This window comes from Microbacterium sp. X-17 (genome assembly GCF_039615055.1).
Genome location: NZ_JBDHNI010000008.1, coordinates 98,899 through 116,395 on the forward strand (window position 1 = coordinate 98,899; position 17,497 = coordinate 116,395).

General features: G+C 70.2%; 16 protein-coding genes. 12 read left to right on the top strand and 4 right to left on the bottom strand.

The annotated features are described in order from the left end of the window. Positions 1–14 precede the first annotated feature (14 nt). The 6 genes from ABCS02_RS31395 to ABCS02_RS31420 all read left to right on the top strand — a co-directional run bounded on the left by ABCS02_RS31395 (position 15) and on the right by ABCS02_RS31420 (position 3,874). Entirely contained in the window at positions 15–1,109 is a 1,095-nt protein-coding gene (locus ABCS02_RS31395; protein WP_345839648.1) for an acyl-CoA desaturase, read from the top strand. A gap of 45 nt (positions 1,110–1,154) precedes the next feature. Further along, positions 1,155–1,781: a TetR/AcrR family transcriptional regulator gene (locus ABCS02_RS31400; protein ID WP_345839649.1), complete on the top strand. Its 627-nt coding sequence runs from the start codon at positions 1,155–1,157 to the stop codon at positions 1,779–1,781. A gap of 74 nt (positions 1,782–1,855) precedes the next feature. Continuing rightward, entirely contained in the window at positions 1,856–2,773 is a 918-nt protein-coding gene (locus tag ABCS02_RS31405; protein ID WP_345839650.1) for an NADP-dependent oxidoreductase, read from the top strand. 34 nt (positions 2,774–2,807) lie between these two features. Next, complete coding sequence (locus ABCS02_RS31410; protein WP_345839651.1) at positions 2,808–3,233, top strand: GNAT family N-acetyltransferase; 426 nt, start codon at positions 2,808–2,810, stop codon at positions 3,231–3,233. A 7-nt stretch (positions 3,234–3,240) separates the two neighbouring features. Beyond that, a complete protein-coding gene (locus ABCS02_RS31415) occupies positions 3,241–3,570 on the top strand; it encodes a hypothetical protein (RefSeq protein WP_345839652.1) in 330 nt (109 codons plus the stop codon). A 4-nt stretch (positions 3,571–3,574) separates the two neighbouring features. Further along, entirely contained in the window at positions 3,575–3,874 is a 300-nt protein-coding gene (locus ABCS02_RS31420) for a putative immunity protein (RefSeq protein WP_345839653.1), read from the top strand. A gap of 27 nt (positions 3,875–3,901) precedes the next feature. Here ABCS02_RS31420 and ABCS02_RS31425 read toward each other — a convergent pair whose 3' ends face one another. Beyond that, positions 3,902–4,393 (bottom strand): hypothetical protein, encoded by a 492-nt coding sequence (locus ABCS02_RS31425; RefSeq protein ID WP_345839654.1) that lies wholly within the window; start codon positions 4,391–4,393, stop codon positions 3,902–3,904. 191 nt (positions 4,394–4,584) lie between these two features. On the opposite strand from ABCS02_RS31425, the gene ABCS02_RS31430 reads away from it, so the two are divergent. From ABCS02_RS31430 to ABCS02_RS31440, 3 genes are all read left to right on the top strand, one after another. Next, entirely contained in the window at positions 4,585–5,181 is a 597-nt protein-coding gene (locus ABCS02_RS31430) for a TetR/AcrR family transcriptional regulator (protein WP_345839655.1), read from the top strand. A gap of 139 nt (positions 5,182–5,320) precedes the next feature. Then, complete coding sequence (locus ABCS02_RS31435; RefSeq protein ID WP_345839656.1) at positions 5,321–6,439, top strand: XRE family transcriptional regulator; 1,119 nt, start codon at positions 5,321–5,323, stop codon at positions 6,437–6,439. A gap of 6 nt (positions 6,440–6,445) precedes the next feature. After that, a complete protein-coding gene (locus ABCS02_RS31440; RefSeq protein ID WP_345839657.1) occupies positions 6,446–6,973 on the top strand; it encodes a hypothetical protein in 528 nt (175 codons plus the stop codon). A 155-nt stretch (positions 6,974–7,128) separates the two neighbouring features. Here ABCS02_RS31440 and ABCS02_RS31445 read toward each other — a convergent pair whose 3' ends face one another. Both ABCS02_RS31445 and ABCS02_RS31450 read right to left on the bottom strand, forming a co-directional pair. Then, positions 7,129–8,301: an ROK family protein gene (locus tag ABCS02_RS31445; protein ID WP_345839658.1), complete on the bottom strand. Its 1,173-nt coding sequence runs from the start codon at positions 8,299–8,301 to the stop codon at positions 7,129–7,131. 7 nt (positions 8,302–8,308) lie between these two features. Continuing rightward, the gene (locus ABCS02_RS31450; protein WP_345839659.1) at positions 8,309–10,699 is read right to left on the bottom strand and encodes a glycoside hydrolase N-terminal domain-containing protein; all 2,391 of its coding nucleotides are present in this window, start codon (positions 10,697–10,699) and stop codon (positions 8,309–8,311) included. A 115-nt stretch (positions 10,700–10,814) separates the two neighbouring features. On the opposite strand from ABCS02_RS31450, the gene ABCS02_RS31455 reads away from it, so the two are divergent. From ABCS02_RS31455 to ABCS02_RS31465, 3 genes are all read left to right on the top strand, one after another. Further along, a complete protein-coding gene (locus tag ABCS02_RS31455; protein ID WP_345839660.1) occupies positions 10,815–13,022 on the top strand; it encodes an alpha-galactosidase in 2,208 nt (735 codons plus the stop codon). A gap of 91 nt (positions 13,023–13,113) precedes the next feature. Continuing rightward, a complete protein-coding gene (locus tag ABCS02_RS31460) occupies positions 13,114–15,639 on the top strand; it encodes a X2-like carbohydrate binding domain-containing protein (protein ID WP_345839661.1) in 2,526 nt (841 codons plus the stop codon). 15 nt (positions 15,640–15,654) lie between these two features. Continuing rightward, the gene (locus ABCS02_RS31465) at positions 15,655–16,641 is read left to right on the top strand and encodes an acetylxylan esterase (protein ID WP_345839662.1); all 987 of its coding nucleotides are present in this window, start codon (positions 15,655–15,657) and stop codon (positions 16,639–16,641) included. Positions 16,642–16,775: 134 nt separating this feature from the next. On the opposite strand, the gene ABCS02_RS31470 is transcribed toward ABCS02_RS31465, so the two are convergent. Beyond that, on the bottom strand, positions 16,776–17,348 hold the full coding sequence (locus ABCS02_RS31470) for a hypothetical protein (RefSeq protein WP_345839663.1): 573 nt from the start codon (positions 17,346–17,348) through the stop codon (positions 16,776–16,778). Positions 17,349–17,497: the final 149 nt, after the last annotated feature.

The following is a 17,497-nucleotide window of genomic DNA, read 5'->3' on the forward strand; positions in this document are numbered from 1 at the left end:
CAGCGGAGGAAGCAATGACCGCATCCATGCTCGGCCCCGTCACGAAGACGCGGAAACGCGATACGTCCCGGCCGGCGGTCACCAGCACGTACAACGAGCTGCTCGCGCAGGTTCGCGGCGAAGGCCTCCTCGAGCGCCGCCGCGGCTTCTACATCGGCATGTTCGCCGTGCTCACGGTCGGTCTGCTCGGAGCAGCCGCCGGTTTCGTCCTGCTGGGCGACTCCTGGTTCCAGCTGCTCATCGCGGCGGCGCTCGGACTGATCTTCACGCAGTTCGCCTTCCTCGGCCACGAGGCCTCCCACCGCCAGGTGTTCGCCTCCGGTCCCCGCAACGACCGCGCGGGCCGGTTCATCGCGACCTGGCTGGTCGGCATGAGCTACCAGTGGTGGATGACGAAGCACACCCGTCACCACGCGAACCCGAACACCGAGGGCAAAGACCCCGACATCGCGTTCGACACGATCTCCTTCACCACCACGGACGCCGCCCGTCAGCGCGGCCTGCTCGCGATGATCACCCGGCGCCAGGGCTACCTGTTCTTCCCGCTGCTCCTGCTGGAGGGCGTCAACCTCCACGTCACGTCGATCCGGTCGCTGCTGGGCCGCGGGCCGGTCGAGCGCCGGAAGAGCGAACTGGTCGCCATCGCGCTGCGGCTCTCGATCTACTTCACCATCGTGTTCCTGATGCTGCCGCTCGGGATGGCGTTCGCCTTCCTCGGCGTGCAGCTCGCCGTGTTCGGCGTCTACATGGGCGCATCCTTCGCCCCCAACCACAAGGGCATGCCGCTGCTGCCGGCGGGCACCCGGGTCGACTTCCTGAACAAGCAGGTGCTGACCTCCCGCAACATCCGCGGGGGCTGGGAGATGAGCATCCTGATGGGCGGCCTCAACCACCAGATCGAGCACCACCTCTTCCCGAGCATGCCGAGGCCCCATCTGCGCCGGGCCCGCGAGCTCGTCCGCGAGCATTGCCGTGCCCACGACATCCCCTACACCGAGACCGGGCTCGTGAACTCCTACCGGATCGTGATCCGCTACCTCAACCGGGTGGGCCTCGCCGCCCGCGACCCGTTCGACTGCCCGGCGGCCAACCGGTACCGACGAGCCTGAGGTCAGGGGCAGATTCCGCGCGAGGCCGGGACGTACCATGAAGGAATGACCGCGACCGCCGACTCGCCGACCGTGCGGCTGACCGCGCGCGGGGCGCAGACGCGTGAGCGGATCGTCACCGCTGCGGCCGAGCTCATGTACGTCCGCGGCGTCGGCGCGACCACCCTCGACGACGTGCTGGCGGCCAGCGGGGTCAGCAAGTCGCAGCTGTACCGGCACTTCGCCGGCAAGGACGAGGTCGTGCGCGCGGTCGTCGGCCTGATGGGCCGGCGGGTGATCGAGCGCGAGCAGGACACGCTCGGCCGCGTCTCGACGATGGCCGGGCTGCGGGCCTGGCGCGATTCGCTCGTGGAGGGCAACGCGCTGCGGCACGGCGCCTACGGCTGCGCGCTCGGGTCCTTCGCGTCGGAGGTCGCCGATCACGACGATGTCGCGCGGAGCGCTCTGCTGGCGCTGTTCGCCGAGTGGGAGGGCCTCCTCGCCGGGGCGATGCGCCGCATGCGGGAGAACGGCGCACTCCCGGCCGACGCGCCCGTCGATCGACTCGCGACCGGGCTGCTTGGCGCGCTGCAGGGAGGCTACCTGCTGGCCCAGACCGCCCGCGACGTGACCCCGATGGCGACCTCCCTCGACATGGCCCTCGCGCACATCGACAGCCTGACCGGCGGCTGACCTCCCTCCCGAAACTGGACTATTTAGTCCCGTTTGTGTTTACCTGTTCCTTGACTGATGCAAGGAGGTTCGCAATGAAGGCGATAGTGGTGACCGATGAGGCCGCGGGCGCGGCGGGGATGACGCTGGAGGATCGGCCGGAGCCGAAGCCGGCGATCAACGACGTGCTGGTGCGGGTGCACGCCGCGGCCTACGTCCCCACCGAGGTCGGCTGGCCGTCCACGTGGGTCGACCGCGCCGGCCGCGACAGGAGGCCGGCCATCCTCGGCCACGACCTCGCCGGCGTGGTGACCGCGCTCGGCTACGGCACCACCGGCCTCACGGTCGGGCAGCGGGTGTTCGGGATCACCGACTGGCACCGCGACGGGTCCCTCGCCGAGTACGTGGCGGTCGAGTCCCGCAACCTCGCGCCCCTCCCGGGCTCCGTCGACTTCACGGTGGGTGCGAGCCTCCCGATCTCCGGGCTCACCGCCTGGCAGGGCCTGTTCCAGCACGGCCGCCTGGAGGCCGGCCAGACCGTCCTCGCGCACGGCGCGGCGGGCGCCGTCGGCACGATGGTCACCCAGCTCGCCCGGGAGGCTGGCGCCTACGTCATCGGCACCGGGCGCGCGGCCGACCGTGGGAAGGCGCTCGACTTCGGCGCCCACGAGTTCGTGGACCTGGAGAACGACGACCTCGCGGACGTCGGCGCCGTCGATCTGGTCTTCGACGTCATCGGCGGCACGATCCAGGAGGCGTCCGCCCGGCTGATCCGCCCCGGCGGCACGCTGGTCACGGTCACGGGGCTCGGGGACGTCCGCCCGGTGGACGGCCGCTCCGTCGACTTCGTGGTCGAGTCCGTCACGTCGCAGCTGACCGAACTCGTCCAGCGCGTCCGCGACGGCCGGCTCCGTACGAACATCGACGCGGTGGCTCCGCTGGAGGACGCCGTCGCCGCGCTCAATCCGACGCAGCGCCGCAACGGGAAGACCGTCATCAGCGTGAGCTCCTGAGCATCCCACCCACCGCAGAAGGAAGGATCCCCGCATGACAACCGAAGACTTCGAATACCCCGACGAGGCCGGCTACCCCGACGGCGTCGGCACCCTGACCGAGGACCAGGTCGTCCTCATCGGGGAGGTGGCGGACGACCACTCCCCCACCATCACCTTCTTCGTCACCGACAACGAGCCGAGCTCGACGTACGAGGCGATCTCCGGGGACACCGTGATCGGCGGCCTGACCTACGAAGAGGCCGGAGGGAGCAGGCGCGTCCTCATCGCGGCGGCGGTGTACCCCGAGTTCCGCGGCCAGGGTGTGGCGACCGAGCTGATCCGGCGCGTCCTGGACGACATCCGCAGGCGCGGCGACACCATCACGGTCCGGTGCCCGATCGTGCGGGCCTTCATCGACCGCAACCCCGAGTACGACGACCTCGTGGACCCGGAGCTCCCCGGGCTGCGCGCGAACTAGGAGTGCCATGAACGCGAAGAAGAAGGATGCGCCGCACTTCCCGGTGATGGACGGCGCACAGCCCGCCCCACGCGAGGACCAGATCGCCGGGATCGTCCAGCGGGTCTGGTCCGACTCCCGCCTCTACCACCAGGACGTCGAGCCGCTGCTCCGCGAGTGGTTGACCGCCGACCAGTGCGTGGTGACCGACGCCGAGTTCGCTGCCCTGCTGGAGAAGGCCCGCGGCGAGTTCGACCGCATCGCGGCGGAGGACGACTCCGGCGCACCCGCCTGCCCGGCGGGCTCGCTCGTGGCGTGCGTGTACTGGGACGTGCAGGAGCTCGAACGCGCTCGGTGAGGTAATGGTGTCCCCCCGTGACGCGATCGACCGCGCGCGGGCCTTCGCGGTCGCGCACATGGGCGCCCACGCTCTCGGCGCGGCGGCGTACGCGACGAAGGCGGCGAGCCTGGCTCCGCAAGCGGGCCCGGGTGCCGCAGATCAGGAGACCACGTGGCAGCTCGGACGGCTCGATGAGCAGACCCGGGCGGCGCTCGCCCGGCTGCCGTCGCTCGGCGAGGACCGTGCGGGTCCGCTGGGGGCGGGGCTGCTGACGAGGGGTGAGCTCGGGGCGGCCATCCGGAGGATTCAGGAGCGGCTGTGATCGCGGGACACCCGTGAGCCGATCAGTTCACCGGCACCCGACGAACCCCGACGTGGATACCCCGCCCTCCACACCCGCCTGCTCGATGGCCTCCTGGATGTGGTCCTTGAGCACCCCGGCGAGGATGACCGCCTCGGTCTCCCCGCGGGCCTTCATCCGCGTGAGGTCCGCGGCGGGCACCTCCGCGAGGGAGACGGGCTCGGTTCGCCAGCGCGGGTCGGCGAGGATCGCGCGCGCCGCGGCGAGGTTTCCGGCCGATCCGCTGCCGGCGGTCGAAGGACCGACCGTCACCGACAGCGTGAGGCAGCCCTGCTCCGTCGAGCCGTCCGACAGCGTGAAGGCGCGGCGGATCGAGAGGTCGGGCGACGGAGACGCGGTGGTCGAGCCGGTTGCAGTGCTGGAGGTCGGCGCGGCCGCGCTCGTCACGGCGCTGCAGCCGGTGACGCTCACCAGCAGCGCCAGCACGAGTGTGGCGAGGGCGGCGCCCCCACGCCGCCCCCGCGCATGCATTCCCGTCACCGTGAACCTGCTCCCCCGCCGCTCATGGCCCCGAAAATGCAGCACCAACATACCAAAATCCCGGTCAGTGTTGATCACACGATAGAGCGTGGTGCGACCGCCGTCAATCCGCCTGGTTCGCCGCCGGACCTCCCCGGCCGCGATATCCTTCAGCGGAGCAGCACACGCTGGTGTCGAGGAAGGTCCGTCGGATGGCAGAACGCGCTCGGCAAGCGCACGAGACCCGGGAAGCCATCCTCGACGCCGCCGCCGCCGAGTTCGCCCGCTACGGTTTCAGCGGGGCCCGGCTGGACCGGATCATCGCTGCGACCGGTTTCACGAAGGGCGCCGTCTACTTCCACTTCGCGTCGAAGAAGGCGATGGCGGACGAGTTGCTCACGGGGCGTTTCGACGCGTGGCCGGCGCTCGTGCAGGACGTCAGAGACCACGGCGGCCGCGGCCTCTCCGGGATGCGCCTCCTCGCCTGGCGGGTGACGCGGACGATGGCGACCAACATCCGCACCCGCGCCGCCATGCGACTCAGCCAGGAGCTCCGGCTCGTCCCCCACGGCGTCAATCCGTACGACGTCTGGGCCCAGCGCTTCATCCCGTTCCTGGACGAAGCGGTGGACGACGGCGACGCACCCGACTCCCTCGATCGCGCCCGAGCGGCCAAGACGATCGTCAACTGCCTGTTCGGCGTCCTCTCGGTGGCCATCGACTCGGGAACGGAAGACCAGGTCGACGCCGAGCTCGAAGCACTCTGGAGGCTCGTCACCCCCGGGCTGCGGACGGGAGGGGCGGGGTAGGCAGACCTTTTTCCCTGCTCCAGGGTTTACTCATGCTTGCGTCCGAGCCGCAGGTGGGGCGTGGAGCATGGCCGGGCTTTTTCTCCGAATCCAGCTAGGCCCTCTTTCGATTTTCGCAATATATGACAGACTGATGACTATGCCTGAATCACTCTCTGACCGTGTTCGGCGGGTTGTCCAGCAAAGTGGGCTTTCGCAGGCCCAGTTCGCTGACCGGATAGGTATCGACGGCCCGAAGCTGACTAAGTCGCTGAGCGGCCAGCGCCGCTTCACCTCATTCGAGCTCGCGTCGATCGCCGAGCAGGCTGACGAGACGGTCGACTGGCTCATCACAGGCCGCAGTCGCGCTCGTGTCTTCGCTCATCGTGCGGTGATGAACACTGCTTCGGGTGATGAGATCGGGCGCCAGAAAATCGATCTGATCGAAGATCGCGTTGCAGGTTTGCGTTTCATGGGTCGCCCGCTCGACTTCCCGGCGTTGCCAGTCCCGGTGCGCTCCGGTCGAAAGATCGATCAGGGCGCGAAGACGGCCATGCGATATGCAGAAGCACTTGGCGTCGGCGTCGCCGGTCTCTCCACTCCTGCACTAATCGATCATCTTGAGGCCAGGTTCGGAATCAACGTTGTGGTCGCTCAGCTCCCCGATGGGTGCGATGGTTTGTCGTTTGCGAGCGATGGATTGAGAGTCATCGTGCTCGCGACTTCTGACACGTCGCCGCATCGTCAGCGCTTCACCTTGGCCCACGAGCTGGGCCACATAGCATTCGACGATGCGTTCGACTCAGTAATCTCCGAACGCATGTGGGAGAGCCGCGAACTCGAGGAACTGCGAGCGAACGCTTTCGCTGCGAGTTTCCTTGCTCCAGCAGCGGAGGTGCGTGCGGCTATCGGAGGCCAGCCCGCTCGCAACGTTTTCGATTCTCTAGTCCTCGACTTCCAGGTCTCGCCGGAGTCGATGGCGTGGAGGCTGTTCAACGAAGGCATCATCAATGCCGACGAGCAGCGTGTCCTTGCCACTCCGTCTTCACGTACGGTTGCTATGAGAGCTGGCCGACCGGCTGAGTATGCCGAACGGATTGAGCTTGCTTCGCAGGAGCGCCCACCGCTCCGATTGGTCGGCGCTTACCTAGCTGCGTATGCCGACGGCGAGACAACGTTGAAGCCGGCTGCATCCCTCCTTGGCTGGTCGATCGAGCGCGCCGAAGCTTCGTTCGGCGATGCAGCCCATGAAGATTCCGACCCCGTTCACACCCTCTGACCGCTCGTGACCTTCTGGTTCCCGGACACATCGGTCATCGTAAACTTCGGCCATCTCGACCAGCTCGATCTGTTACGTGGTCACCTGCGCGGCAACGGCAAGGTCACCCAGGCCGTTTCGGCCGAGATTGCGGAATCTGCGAATTGGGTCACCCCACTTACGACGATCGACCAGCAAGAGTGGTTCGGAGACGTAATCGAAGTTCCCGACGACCAGGGCGCTATCGAGGGCATCCGTGTCCACCGGTTCGGTGGCGAACGCAACAAGCCCAAGCAGCACCTCGGAGAAAGCGAGACTCTGTACGTAATCCAGTTCGTCCCTGGCTACTCGGATGCCGTCTGGATCACCGAGGACAAGTCGGCGTATCAGTTCGGCAAGGCGAACGGGATCGTCACACGCAACACGTTCAACATCCTGTGCGAGATGGTGGCGTTCGGGGACATTTCCGGCGCCGACGCGTTGAGATGGGCGACCAGGCTGGATGAGATGGATCGACTGTTCTACTGCCCGACTTCAGCATCCGAGTTCGGGTAGTTCGACCAATCAGAGCTTCCGAGACGGCCTCCTCCGCTCGACGGCGCCAACGCCGCACTCGATCCGATGCAGCCTGCAAGGGACGGCCGTCATCAGAATGCGCCTCTGAGCGGCCGGCTGCGGCGGCAGAACCGGGTCCCAGCTGCTCCGAAGCCTCACACCACCAGGGCGCGGATCGCGCTGGCCGCCGCCCCCCGCGCCCAGTCCTCGAAGGTGTGCGGCCGCACCGCGAGCTGGCATTGGTCGGCGGACGCGAACACGTGCTCGGCGTACGAGCGGCGGAGGGGCTGCTCGATGAGGTCGAAGTCGGCCACGCCCTCACCGCCGATGACGACCAGCTCGGGGCCCACCAGGTTGACGAGGCTGGCGATCGCGGCGCCGATGACCCGGCCGGCCTCGTCGAAGACCTCGACCGCGGCGGCGTCCCCGGCCCTCCGGAGCGCGACCGCCTCGCTCATGGTGACCTCGCGGCCGTGAGCGGCGGAGACGGCGGCCGCGATCGCGGTCGTGGACGCGACGGCCTCCACGCAGCCGCGGCGGCCGCAGGCGCACACGTGGTCGAGCGACGTGAGCGGGAGGTGGCCGATCTCGCCTGCCACACCGTAGGCGCCCTCCACGACCTCCCCGTTCAGGTGGAGGCCGGAGCCGATGCCGCGGCCGATGGTGACGATCGCGAAGGAGCTCGTCCCGAGTCCGACGCCGAACCAGTGCTCGCCGATGGTGAGCGCGCGCACGTCGTTCTCGATCACGACCCGCCGGCCGAGCCGCTCCTGGAGCGCGGTTCCCAGTTCGACGCCCTTCCACTCCATCAGCGCGGAGTCGCGGACGACGCCCTTCGGGGTGTCGACGTCACCCGACACCGCCACACCGACGGACGCGAGGCGCGGGCCCAGGCCGTCGAGTCTCTGCTCCAGGAGCGCGCAGAGCTCCACGATCGCGTCGATGACCTCGGCGGGCGCGTGCGAGGTGAGCGGCAGCCGCTCGGACGCGATGACGCGGGTCGTGAGGTCGGTGGCGACGCCGATCAGCTCGTCCGCGTTCACCTTGATCCCGAGCGTCACGACCGCATCCGGGACGAGCGCGACGGGACTCACCGGGCGGCCGGGCAGGCCGGTCAGCGTCGGTCCGAGCGAGTCGTTGAGGAGTCCCACGGCGACCAGCGGGGCGACGGCCTTGGTCACCGCCGCCTGCGACAGCCCGGTGAGCTTGGCCACGTCGATCCTGCTGATCGGGCTCCGGGTGAGGATCGTGGTGAACACGCGCGTGGCCGCATCGGACGACGAGCCGAGCAGCGCCGTCCGAGTCCGCACCTCGTCGTTCATGTCCATTCCCCGATCAGAATACGGGTTCCGGGACCGTGACGACGGCCGTTCCCCCGGCGGGCACGAGCACGTCGAGCTCGGAGGCGCCGGTACGGACCGGCACGCGCCGCTCCGTCGCGCCGGGGTTGTGGAGCACGGCCTCCGTCAGCGCACCGTCCGCCCAGCTCAGGTCGACGACGCTCCCGCCGCGGGCGTGGAGGCCGTCGACCCTGCCCTCCGGCCAGGCTGCCGGGAGCGCGGGCAGCAGATGCACGCGACCGCCGTGGCTCTGCAGCAGCAGCTCCGCGATCCCGGCGGGGAAGCCGAGGTTGCCGTCGAGCTGGAACGGCGGGTGCGTGCTGAACAGGTTCGGCAGGAGGCCGCCCCACTCGGAGCCGTCGACCGGGCCGTGCCGGCGGGCGTCGCCACGGTAAGGGGCGAGCGCCTCGCGCAGCAGCTCGTGCGCGGTCTCGCCGTCGCCGAGCCGCGCGCGCAGGGCGATCTTCCACGCCCACGACCAGCCCATCGCGCCGGGGCCGCGCGCGTCGAGGAAGCGCCGCGCGCCGTCCGCGAGCGCGGGGGTGGACTCCGGGGTGATGAGGTCCAGCGGGTAGGCACCGACGAGAGCGGAGAGGTGGCGGTGGGCGGGCTCGTGCTCGGCGACCTCCGCCGACCACTCCAGCAGCCGGCCGTCCGAGCCGACGCGGGGTTCGGGGATGGTGCGGAGCGCCGCCACGACTTCCCCGCGCAGAGTGGCGTCGGAGCCAAAGCCGACCGCGTCGATCGCGACCAGGGCGTGCTCGAACAGGGCGCGGATCAGTTCGAGGTCCATCGTCGCCGTGAGCCCGAGCGCCCGGGGCGTGCCGTCCGCGTCGAGGTACTGGTTCTCCGGGGAGGTGGAGGGCGCGAGGTACGCGACGCCGTCTGGGCCGACCTGGAGCCAGTCGAGGCAGAACTTGGTCGCGCCGCGCAGCAGCGGCCAGATCCGGTCGCGCAGCAGGGCGTCGTCGCCCGTGAACTCGTACTGGTCCCAGAGCGAGTGGCACAGCCAGACGCCGCCCATCATCCAGATCGCCCAGCTCGGCGCGCCGTGCCCCATGCCGACCGGGAGGCTCCAGCCCCACAGGTCGCTGTTGTGGTGCGCGACCCAGCCGCGGGCGCCGTAGAGCTCGCGGGCGACGTCGCGGCCGGTCAGCGCGATGCGCTCGACCAGCGAGATCAGCGGCTCGGCCTCCGCGGTGAGCCCGAGCGGGCCGGCCGCCCAGTAGTTCATCTCGGTGTTGATGTTGATCGTGTAGTTGGAGGACCAGGCGGGCCTCAGCTCGCCGTTCCAGATGCCCTGGAGGTTGGCCGCGGGACCGCCGGCCGCGGAGCAGGACTGCAGGAGGTAGCGCCCGTACTCGGCCGCGATGGTCGCCCGGAGGCCGTCGTCGGCGCCGTCGAGCACATCCTTCTGCACATCCCACCGGCCGGCACGCCGGCCGCCGATCGCGAACCGCGCCGCCGCACGGCGCTGCACGCCGACGGTGGAGGGGGACGTGTTCTCGCCAAGCGCGCCGAGAACGCGCTCCCGCGCGCGGTTCCGGATCGTCTCATGGGAGACGCTCCGCCACTCGTCGTCCGCGCCGGCCCACCACGACTCAGCGCGGGACGACGACGAGAGGGCGATCGACAGCCGACTGGCATGACGGATCGTCAGACCGGAGTCGTCGGATCGTGCCGTGCCGTTGCTCCGCACCGCAAGGGCCGTGGATGCGAAGCCGTCATAGGATCCGTCGCCCGGCTCCGCGTAACGCAGGGCGGGGTCGACGGACTGTTCGTGCAGGGGCGCCCCGTCGATCGGGACGGCCAGGTCGAGTGCGAGCTCTCCGTCACCGCTGCGGCGGGCGAGCTCCCGGAGCGGCGTGGTCACGCTCACGCGCACCTCGGGCAGCGGCTCATCGGCCTCGATGCGGACGATGAGCGCGTGCCCGGCGACCCAGGAGACGCGGCGGACGGCGACTCCGCCGACCTCCAGCCGCTCCTCCAGATAGGCATCGTCGAGGTCGAGCACCCGCGCGGGCTCCCCCGCCGCCGGGGTCGCGCCCGGGAGGCCGACGAACAGGTCGGCCAGCGGCAGGAACTCCTGCGAGTACCGGCCCTCGAACGTCATCAGCAGTCGCTCGGCTTCGCCGAGGTCACCGCTCGCGAGCGCGGCGCGCACCTCACGCAGCCGATCGGGACCGGCGCCTCCCGCGAGGACACGGCGCAGCTCCTCCGCCGCAACCTCCGGGGAGCCCGACCAGATCAGGGCGTCGTTCACCTGGTAGCGGCCGGTCGCGCCGCCGAACGCCATCGCGCCGAGGCGGCCGTCGCCGAGCGGGACGGCCTCCTCCCAGTGGGCGGCCGGAGCCGACCAGGCGAGCTGAAGCGTGTTCTTCGTCATGTGGGTCCCAGGAGTCCGTTCTCCGATCGGAAATCACCGGCCGGGGTTGCAGATCACACAGTAGGCATGGTTTATTGACACTGTCAAGCAATTCAATTTCTCCGAGGAGCCACCCATGCTCGACGGCTACGGCGCCGTACTCGCCCTGCGCGCTGCAGGCACCTCCCTCGTCCTCGACACGGACGGACGGGTGCCCCGCGTGCTGCACTGGGGCGCCGACCTCGGCGCCCTCGACGAGGCGCTGTCGGAGGCCCTGCGCGACAGCGGCGGCCCTGCCGTGCTCAACAACTCGCCGGACGTCCCCCGCTCGTTCAGCCTGTGGCCCAGCGAGTTCGAGGGCTGGGCCGGGACGCCCGCGCAGGAGGGGCACGCCGCCGGTTCGGCGACGACGCCCCGGCCGCACACGGTCGCCGTGCGCTACGAGACCGCGGGCGAGAACGGCGACCTCGGCGGCCGGATCGAGTTCGACCTCGTGGACGAGATCACCGCACTGCGGTCGACCATGTCGATCGCGCTCGACCGGTTCGGAGTGCTCGCGGTGGACGTCACCGTCACCCGGGATGCCGCGCTCGGCGCCACGACGGCCGAGCCGTACACGCTCGACGCCCTCCGCGTCCTGATGCCCGTGCCGGAGCGCGCGACCGACATCCTCGACTTCACCGGCAAGTGGTGCCGCGAGCGCGCACCGCAGCGCGGCCCGCTGTTCTTCGGCAGCCACGTCCGCCGCGCCCGGCGCGGCAAGCCGGGGCACGACGCCCCGTTCCTGGTCGTCGCGGGCACCGAAGACCTCGGCTTCCGCCGCGGGGAGGCCTGGGCCGCGCACCTCGCCTGGAGCGGCGACGCCGAGTACGTGGTGGAGCGGCTCACCGAGGGCGCCGGCCCGTTCTCATCCGTGCTCGGCGTCGGCGAAGGCCTCCGTCCCGGCGAGATCGCGCTGGCGGACGGCGACAGCTATGTCGCACCGACCGCGCTGTTCCTGTGGTCGGCAGACGGGCTGGACGGGTTGGCCGACCGCCTGCACCGGCGGCTGCGCGCGCGGCCCTCGCACCCGGCGAAGCCGCGTCCGCTCACGCTGAACTCGTGGGAGGCGGTCTACTTCGACCACGACCTGGACCGGCTCACCGCGCTCGTGGAGCGCGCCGCGCGGGTGGGCGTGGAGCGCGTGGTGCTGGACGACGGCTGGTTCCACGGCCGTCGCGGCGCCAACGCCGGGCTCGGCGACTGGATCGTGGACCGCTCCGTCTGGCCGGACGGCCTCGGCCCGCTGGTCGACATCGTCCGCGCCCACGGCATGGAGTTCGGGCTCTGGTTCGAGCCGGAGATGATCAATCTCGACTCCGACCTGGCCCGCGCGCATCCCGACTGGGTGCTCGGCCCGCGGCAGGCGCTCGGCGCCACCGCGCGCGATCAGCATGTGCTCGACCTCACCCGGCCTGACGCCTACGCGTACGTGCTCGAGCGGATCAGCGCGATCGTGGACGAGTACGGCGTCGACTACATCAAGTGGGACCACAACCGCGACCTGTCGGAGGCCGTGAGCGGGTACGCCGGTGTCGACCGGCCCGCGGTCCACGAGCAGACCACCGCCCTCTACCGGATGCTGGACACGCTCCGGGCGCGGCATCCCGGGCTGGAGATCGAGACCTGCTCGGGAGGCGGCGGCCGGGTCGACCTCGGCATCCTCGACCGCACCGACCGGGTCTGGGCGTCCGACTGCAACGACCCGGTCGAGCGCCTCAAGATCGAGCGCTGGACCCGGATGCTGCTCCCGCCCGAGCTGATCGGCTCGCACCTCGGCGCCGAGCGCTCGCACACGACCTCGCGGCGCACGGATCTCGCGTTCCGGCTGATCGTCGCGCTAACCGCGCACGCCGGCATCGAGTGGGACCTCCAGGAGGCCGACGACGAGCAGCTCGCGCAGATCGCACGCTGGGGCGCCGCTTACCGCGAACTGCGCGGCCTCATCCACTCCGGCCGGGTCGTGAACGCGGACCTCGCCGACGACACGACCCTGCTGACCGGCATCGTCGCCGACGACGGGAGCCGCGCGATCTTCACCTGGGCGCGGCTCGGCACCTCGGCGCCCGGGCAGTCCGGCCGCGTTCGCCTCCCCGGGCTGGACGCCGACGCGCGCTACGCGGTGCGCGTCCGCGACGACTTCGGCACGGCCAGCCGCCACCAGAGCGCAGACCCGTCCTGGATCGTCGCCGCGGCGAGCGGCACGGTGGTCCTCCCCGGCGCGGTCCTCGCCGTCGCCGGCGTCCCCCTCCCGACCCTCAACCCCCAACAAGCGATGCTGTTCGATCTCGTGCGGGTCCCCTGACCCCGTCAGCCGATCGCTCCAGCCACAGACGGCCCACCACATATCGCCCGCGCGCACCGCTGCGCGCGAGCGCTTCAGAGAGGAAGAACGTATGAGAGGCCAGACACGCTCGCGACGGGGGCTCACCGCCCTGCTCGCGACGATCGCGGCGCTGGGGCTCGTGGCGGCTGCCGCGGCTCCCGCCGGGGCGACCCCGACGGGAACGCCCACCCCCACCGCTCCGCCGGCCACGGCGAGCGCCACACCGACGCCGACGCCGTCCGCGACGCCGACCTCCACCGCGAAAGCCACGGCGAGCGCGACCCCGGCGCCCGCCGCAGCCGTGGACCCGTGGGCCGCCAAGCCCTACATGGGCTGGAGCAGCTACTCCATGCAGGTCTACAGCGGCAACGGCAAGTGGATCACCGCGGACCAGATCATCGCGCAGTCCGACGCCATGAAGGCGAAGCTGAGCAAGGCCGGTTACGACTACATCAACGTCGACTCCGGCTGGAACGACGGCGTCGAGGCCAACGGCCGTCCCGTGCCGAGCGCGACGCTCTACCCGAACGGGTTGAAGGCCGTCATCGACCACGTCCACGCGAACGGCCAGAAGTTCGGCCTCTACTTCATCCCGGGGATCTCCCCCGCGGTGTACCAGGCCGCGTACCCGATCGCGAACGCGCCTGGATGCACCACGCACGACATCGTCAAGCAGCCGCTGCAGCAGGCCGACTACTGGAAGATCGGCTACCGCCTCGACTTCTCGAACCCGTGCGCGCAGAAGTACATCGACTCCATCGTCGACCAGCTCGCGTCCTGGGGCGTCAACTTCGTCAAGTTCGACAGCGTCACCCCCGGCTCCGGCATCAGCGACCTCTCGCTGGACGCCCGTGACGACGTCGCCGCCTGGTCGAAGGCGCTGAAGGCGAAGGGCATCTGGTTCGAGCTCTCCTGGGCGCTCGACATCAACTACGCCGACACCTGGAAGCAGTACGCGAACGGCTGGCGCGTGGAGTGGGACGTCGAGGCGTACGCGCCGGGCGTCCAGCTCACGCAGTGGAGCAACATCGCCCGCCTGTTCCCGCGGGCCGCGGACTGGTGGCGCTACGCCGGACCGGGAGGCTGGAACGACTTCGACTCGCTCGACGTCGGCAACGGCACGATGGACGGCCTGACCCAGGACGAGCGCCGCACCGCCACCACGCTGTGGGCGATATCGGCCGCACCGATGTACGTCGGCAACGACCTGACCAAGCTCGACCAGTTCGGTGTTGACCTGCTCACCAACAAGGAGGTCGTGGCCGTCGACCAGACCGGCACGCCCGCCCAGCCGGTGTCGACCTCCACCACCAAGCAGGTCTGGTACGCGCCGAACGCGGACGGCAGCTACACCGTCGCCCTGTTCAACCTCAGCCCGACCGAGTCCGACATCACCGCGAACTGGTCCGACCTCGGCCTCAGCGGGCCGGCGAAGGTCCGCGACCTGTGGGCCGGCAAGGACCTCGGCACGGTCACCGGGAGCTTCACCGGCCAGACCGTCCCGATCCACGGCGTCCGCCTGCTCCGGGTGACCCCGCAGAGCGGCACGACGGTCGCGCTGAACGACGACGCCCAGCGGGTGACCTACGCGGGCCAGTGGACGCGCAACGGCGGCAACGAGGTCGTCGCGACCACGCAGCCGCTCGCGGTCGCGGTCGGCGACTCGTCGACCGGCACCGTGCCGACGCCGCCCGCGTCCGGCCGGGTCGTCGCGGTCAACGACAGCGACCCCGGCATCACGTACACCGGCGGCTGGGGGCAGAGCGGAGGCCGCGGCCTCGGCGACTACCAGGACGACGTGCACTACACCGAGGGCGACGGCTCGTCGTTCCAGTACACGTTCACCGGCACCGGCATCGACTACGTGACCGAGCTCGACCAGTCGCAGGGCAGTGTGGACGTGTACCTCGACGGCCAGTTCCAGAAGACCGTCGACACGAGCAGGGCCGCCGGGCAGCCACGGCTCGCCCAGCAGGTGGTGTGGAGCGCGAGCGGCCTCCCGAACGGCTCGCACACCCTCCGCGTCGTCAAGAAGTCGGGCCAGTTCATGCTGCTCGACAAGCTCGACATCACGCTGGCGAGCCTGCTCGACCCCGACACCGCGGTCTTCGACAAGGCGAAGCCCGCCGACGTCACGGTGACCCTGCAGCGCGACGGCAGCGAGCTCGCCGGCATCGTGCGCGACGGAACGGCCCTGAAGCGCGGGACGGACTACACCGTCTCCGGCACGACCGTGACGATCGCCTCGGCGTATCTCGCGGGCCTGGCGAACGGCACCGTCTCGCTCGGGTTCCAGTTCCGCGGGGACGCGCACGACGACATCCACGCGACGACCACGAACGGCGACACGGCCGGCCTGACCTTCACCGGCACCGGCGTCTCGTGGATCGGACCGACCGCGCCCGACCAGGGCACGGCCGAGGTCTACGTCGACGGGAAGCTCGCCAAGACGGTCGACACGCACTCGGACAGCCGCCGCACCGGGCAGAAGCTGTTCAGTGTGAGCGGTCTGCGCGCCGGACAGCACACCATCCTGGTGAAGAAGGTGTCCGGGGACATCCTCCGGAACGACGTCTTCCAGTACACGGCGAAATGATGAACTAGGAGTCCCATGCCCCACCCCGCGTCGCCCGACGGGGGTGTCCGCCTCAGCGCGGACGCCCCCGCCGGGCGCGCCGGCATCGCCGGCGCCCCGTTCCCCGCCGTCCTCGGCACCGAGCCGCTGCCGACCCCCGACGACTACGACGCCTTCTGGGCGGACGCCCTCGACCTCGCGCGCCGGCACAGCGTCGCGCCCCGCGCCGTCCCCGTCGACACCCTCCTGACGACGATCGACGTCTACGACTTCTCCTTCGCCGGCTCCCGCGGACGCACCGTGACCGGCTGGCTGCGGCTCCCCCGGCATCGGGAGGGCGCCCTCCCCGCCGTCGTCCACGCCAACGGCTACGGCGCCGGCCGGCTCTCCCCGCTGGACGACCTGACCTGGTCGGCTGCCGGCTATGCGCACCTCATCGTGAACACGCACGGCCAGGGCGGAGGCAGCACCGGCCACCTCCTGGACGGCATCGAGGACCCCCGGCGCTACTACTACCGCGATGTGCTCGTGGACGTGACGCGCGCGGTGGACGCCGTGCGCGAGCTCGACGAGGTCGACGCGTCGCGCGTGGCGATGATCGGGAACAGCCAAGGCGGAGGCATCGCCCTCGGCGTCGGCGCGCTCGCCCAGGGCTTGAGCGCGGTGCTCGCCCAGTCGCCGTTCCTCACCGACGCGCCGACCGCGCTGCAGCTCGCAGCGCAGGGTCCGTGGACCGAACTGCGGGCCTACCTGACCGAGCATCCCGAGCGCGCGGACGCGGTCGCCCGCACGCTCGCGTACGTCGACGGTGTCACGTCGGCGCGGCACGCGACCGCACCCGGCTGGCTGTCCGACGGGCTGGCCGACGACATCTGTCCTCCGGAGACGACCCGCACGGCGGTCGCGGCGTACGCCGCGCCGGTGCAGTTCCGCGAGTGGCCGGGCGCCGGGCACGAGTCGGGCGGAAGCGAGGATGTAGCGGCGGCGCTGCGGGCGCTGCGGCAGCGGTTCGCTATCGGCTGAGGCGCAGAGCGTCCCGGATCAACGCGATCTTCGGCTCGCCCGGATCCACCGCACCCAGACCACCACTCCCGCCACGATCGCTGCGACGACAAGCAGACTGATGACGAGATTCGGGACCGACAGGGACGCGAGCATCACGACGAGACCTGGAAGCTTCCCGACGGTGTGTAGAACGTGCTGGTCACAACGATCGTGGCGTAGACGACGAAGGCGCTGTACGGCTGGTTACGGGACATGTTGTGGTAGGTCCCATTCACGGTCGCGCAGGGGTCAGAGGTGTAGACGATCCCGACGCCACCGGCTCCCACGGTGCCGTACGCTCTCACGCTGGCGCAGTTCTTGATCTTTTGGACGTTGCTGGTCTTTGCCACCGCGGTGACAGAGAAGCTATAGGAGTTGTTCCAGGTGAAGTCCTGGGTATAGAGCGACATGCTGCCGTACATCTGGCCCGAGCCTCCCGCCCCTGAGCCGGCGCGATTGAAGTCCGCACGGGCGGTTCCACGGTCGCGGGCAGGCTCAGGCTCCTTCTTCAGAGTCTCGCCGTAGATGCGGATGAACTCGACGTCCGCGGGGTCGAGGAGGTCGCCGACGTCGGTGTACTTCTCGCTGAGCTGCATCTCACGGTCTGTCACAGATTCCGCGTCGAGGTTTCGATTTTCAACGTAGGAGGCGTCGGATGGTGCGATTCGGCTGAGGTCGGCAGACACGTCAGCATTGGCCGCTGATGGGGCCGCGAGAACGAGTCCCACGCTGAGTGCCCCAGCGGTGATGAATCCGGTGATCCTGCGTGGACGATGGGCCGGAAGGGAAGTCATAGGGACTCCGATCAGGTCAGGGGGCGTTGCGCCGACGTTTC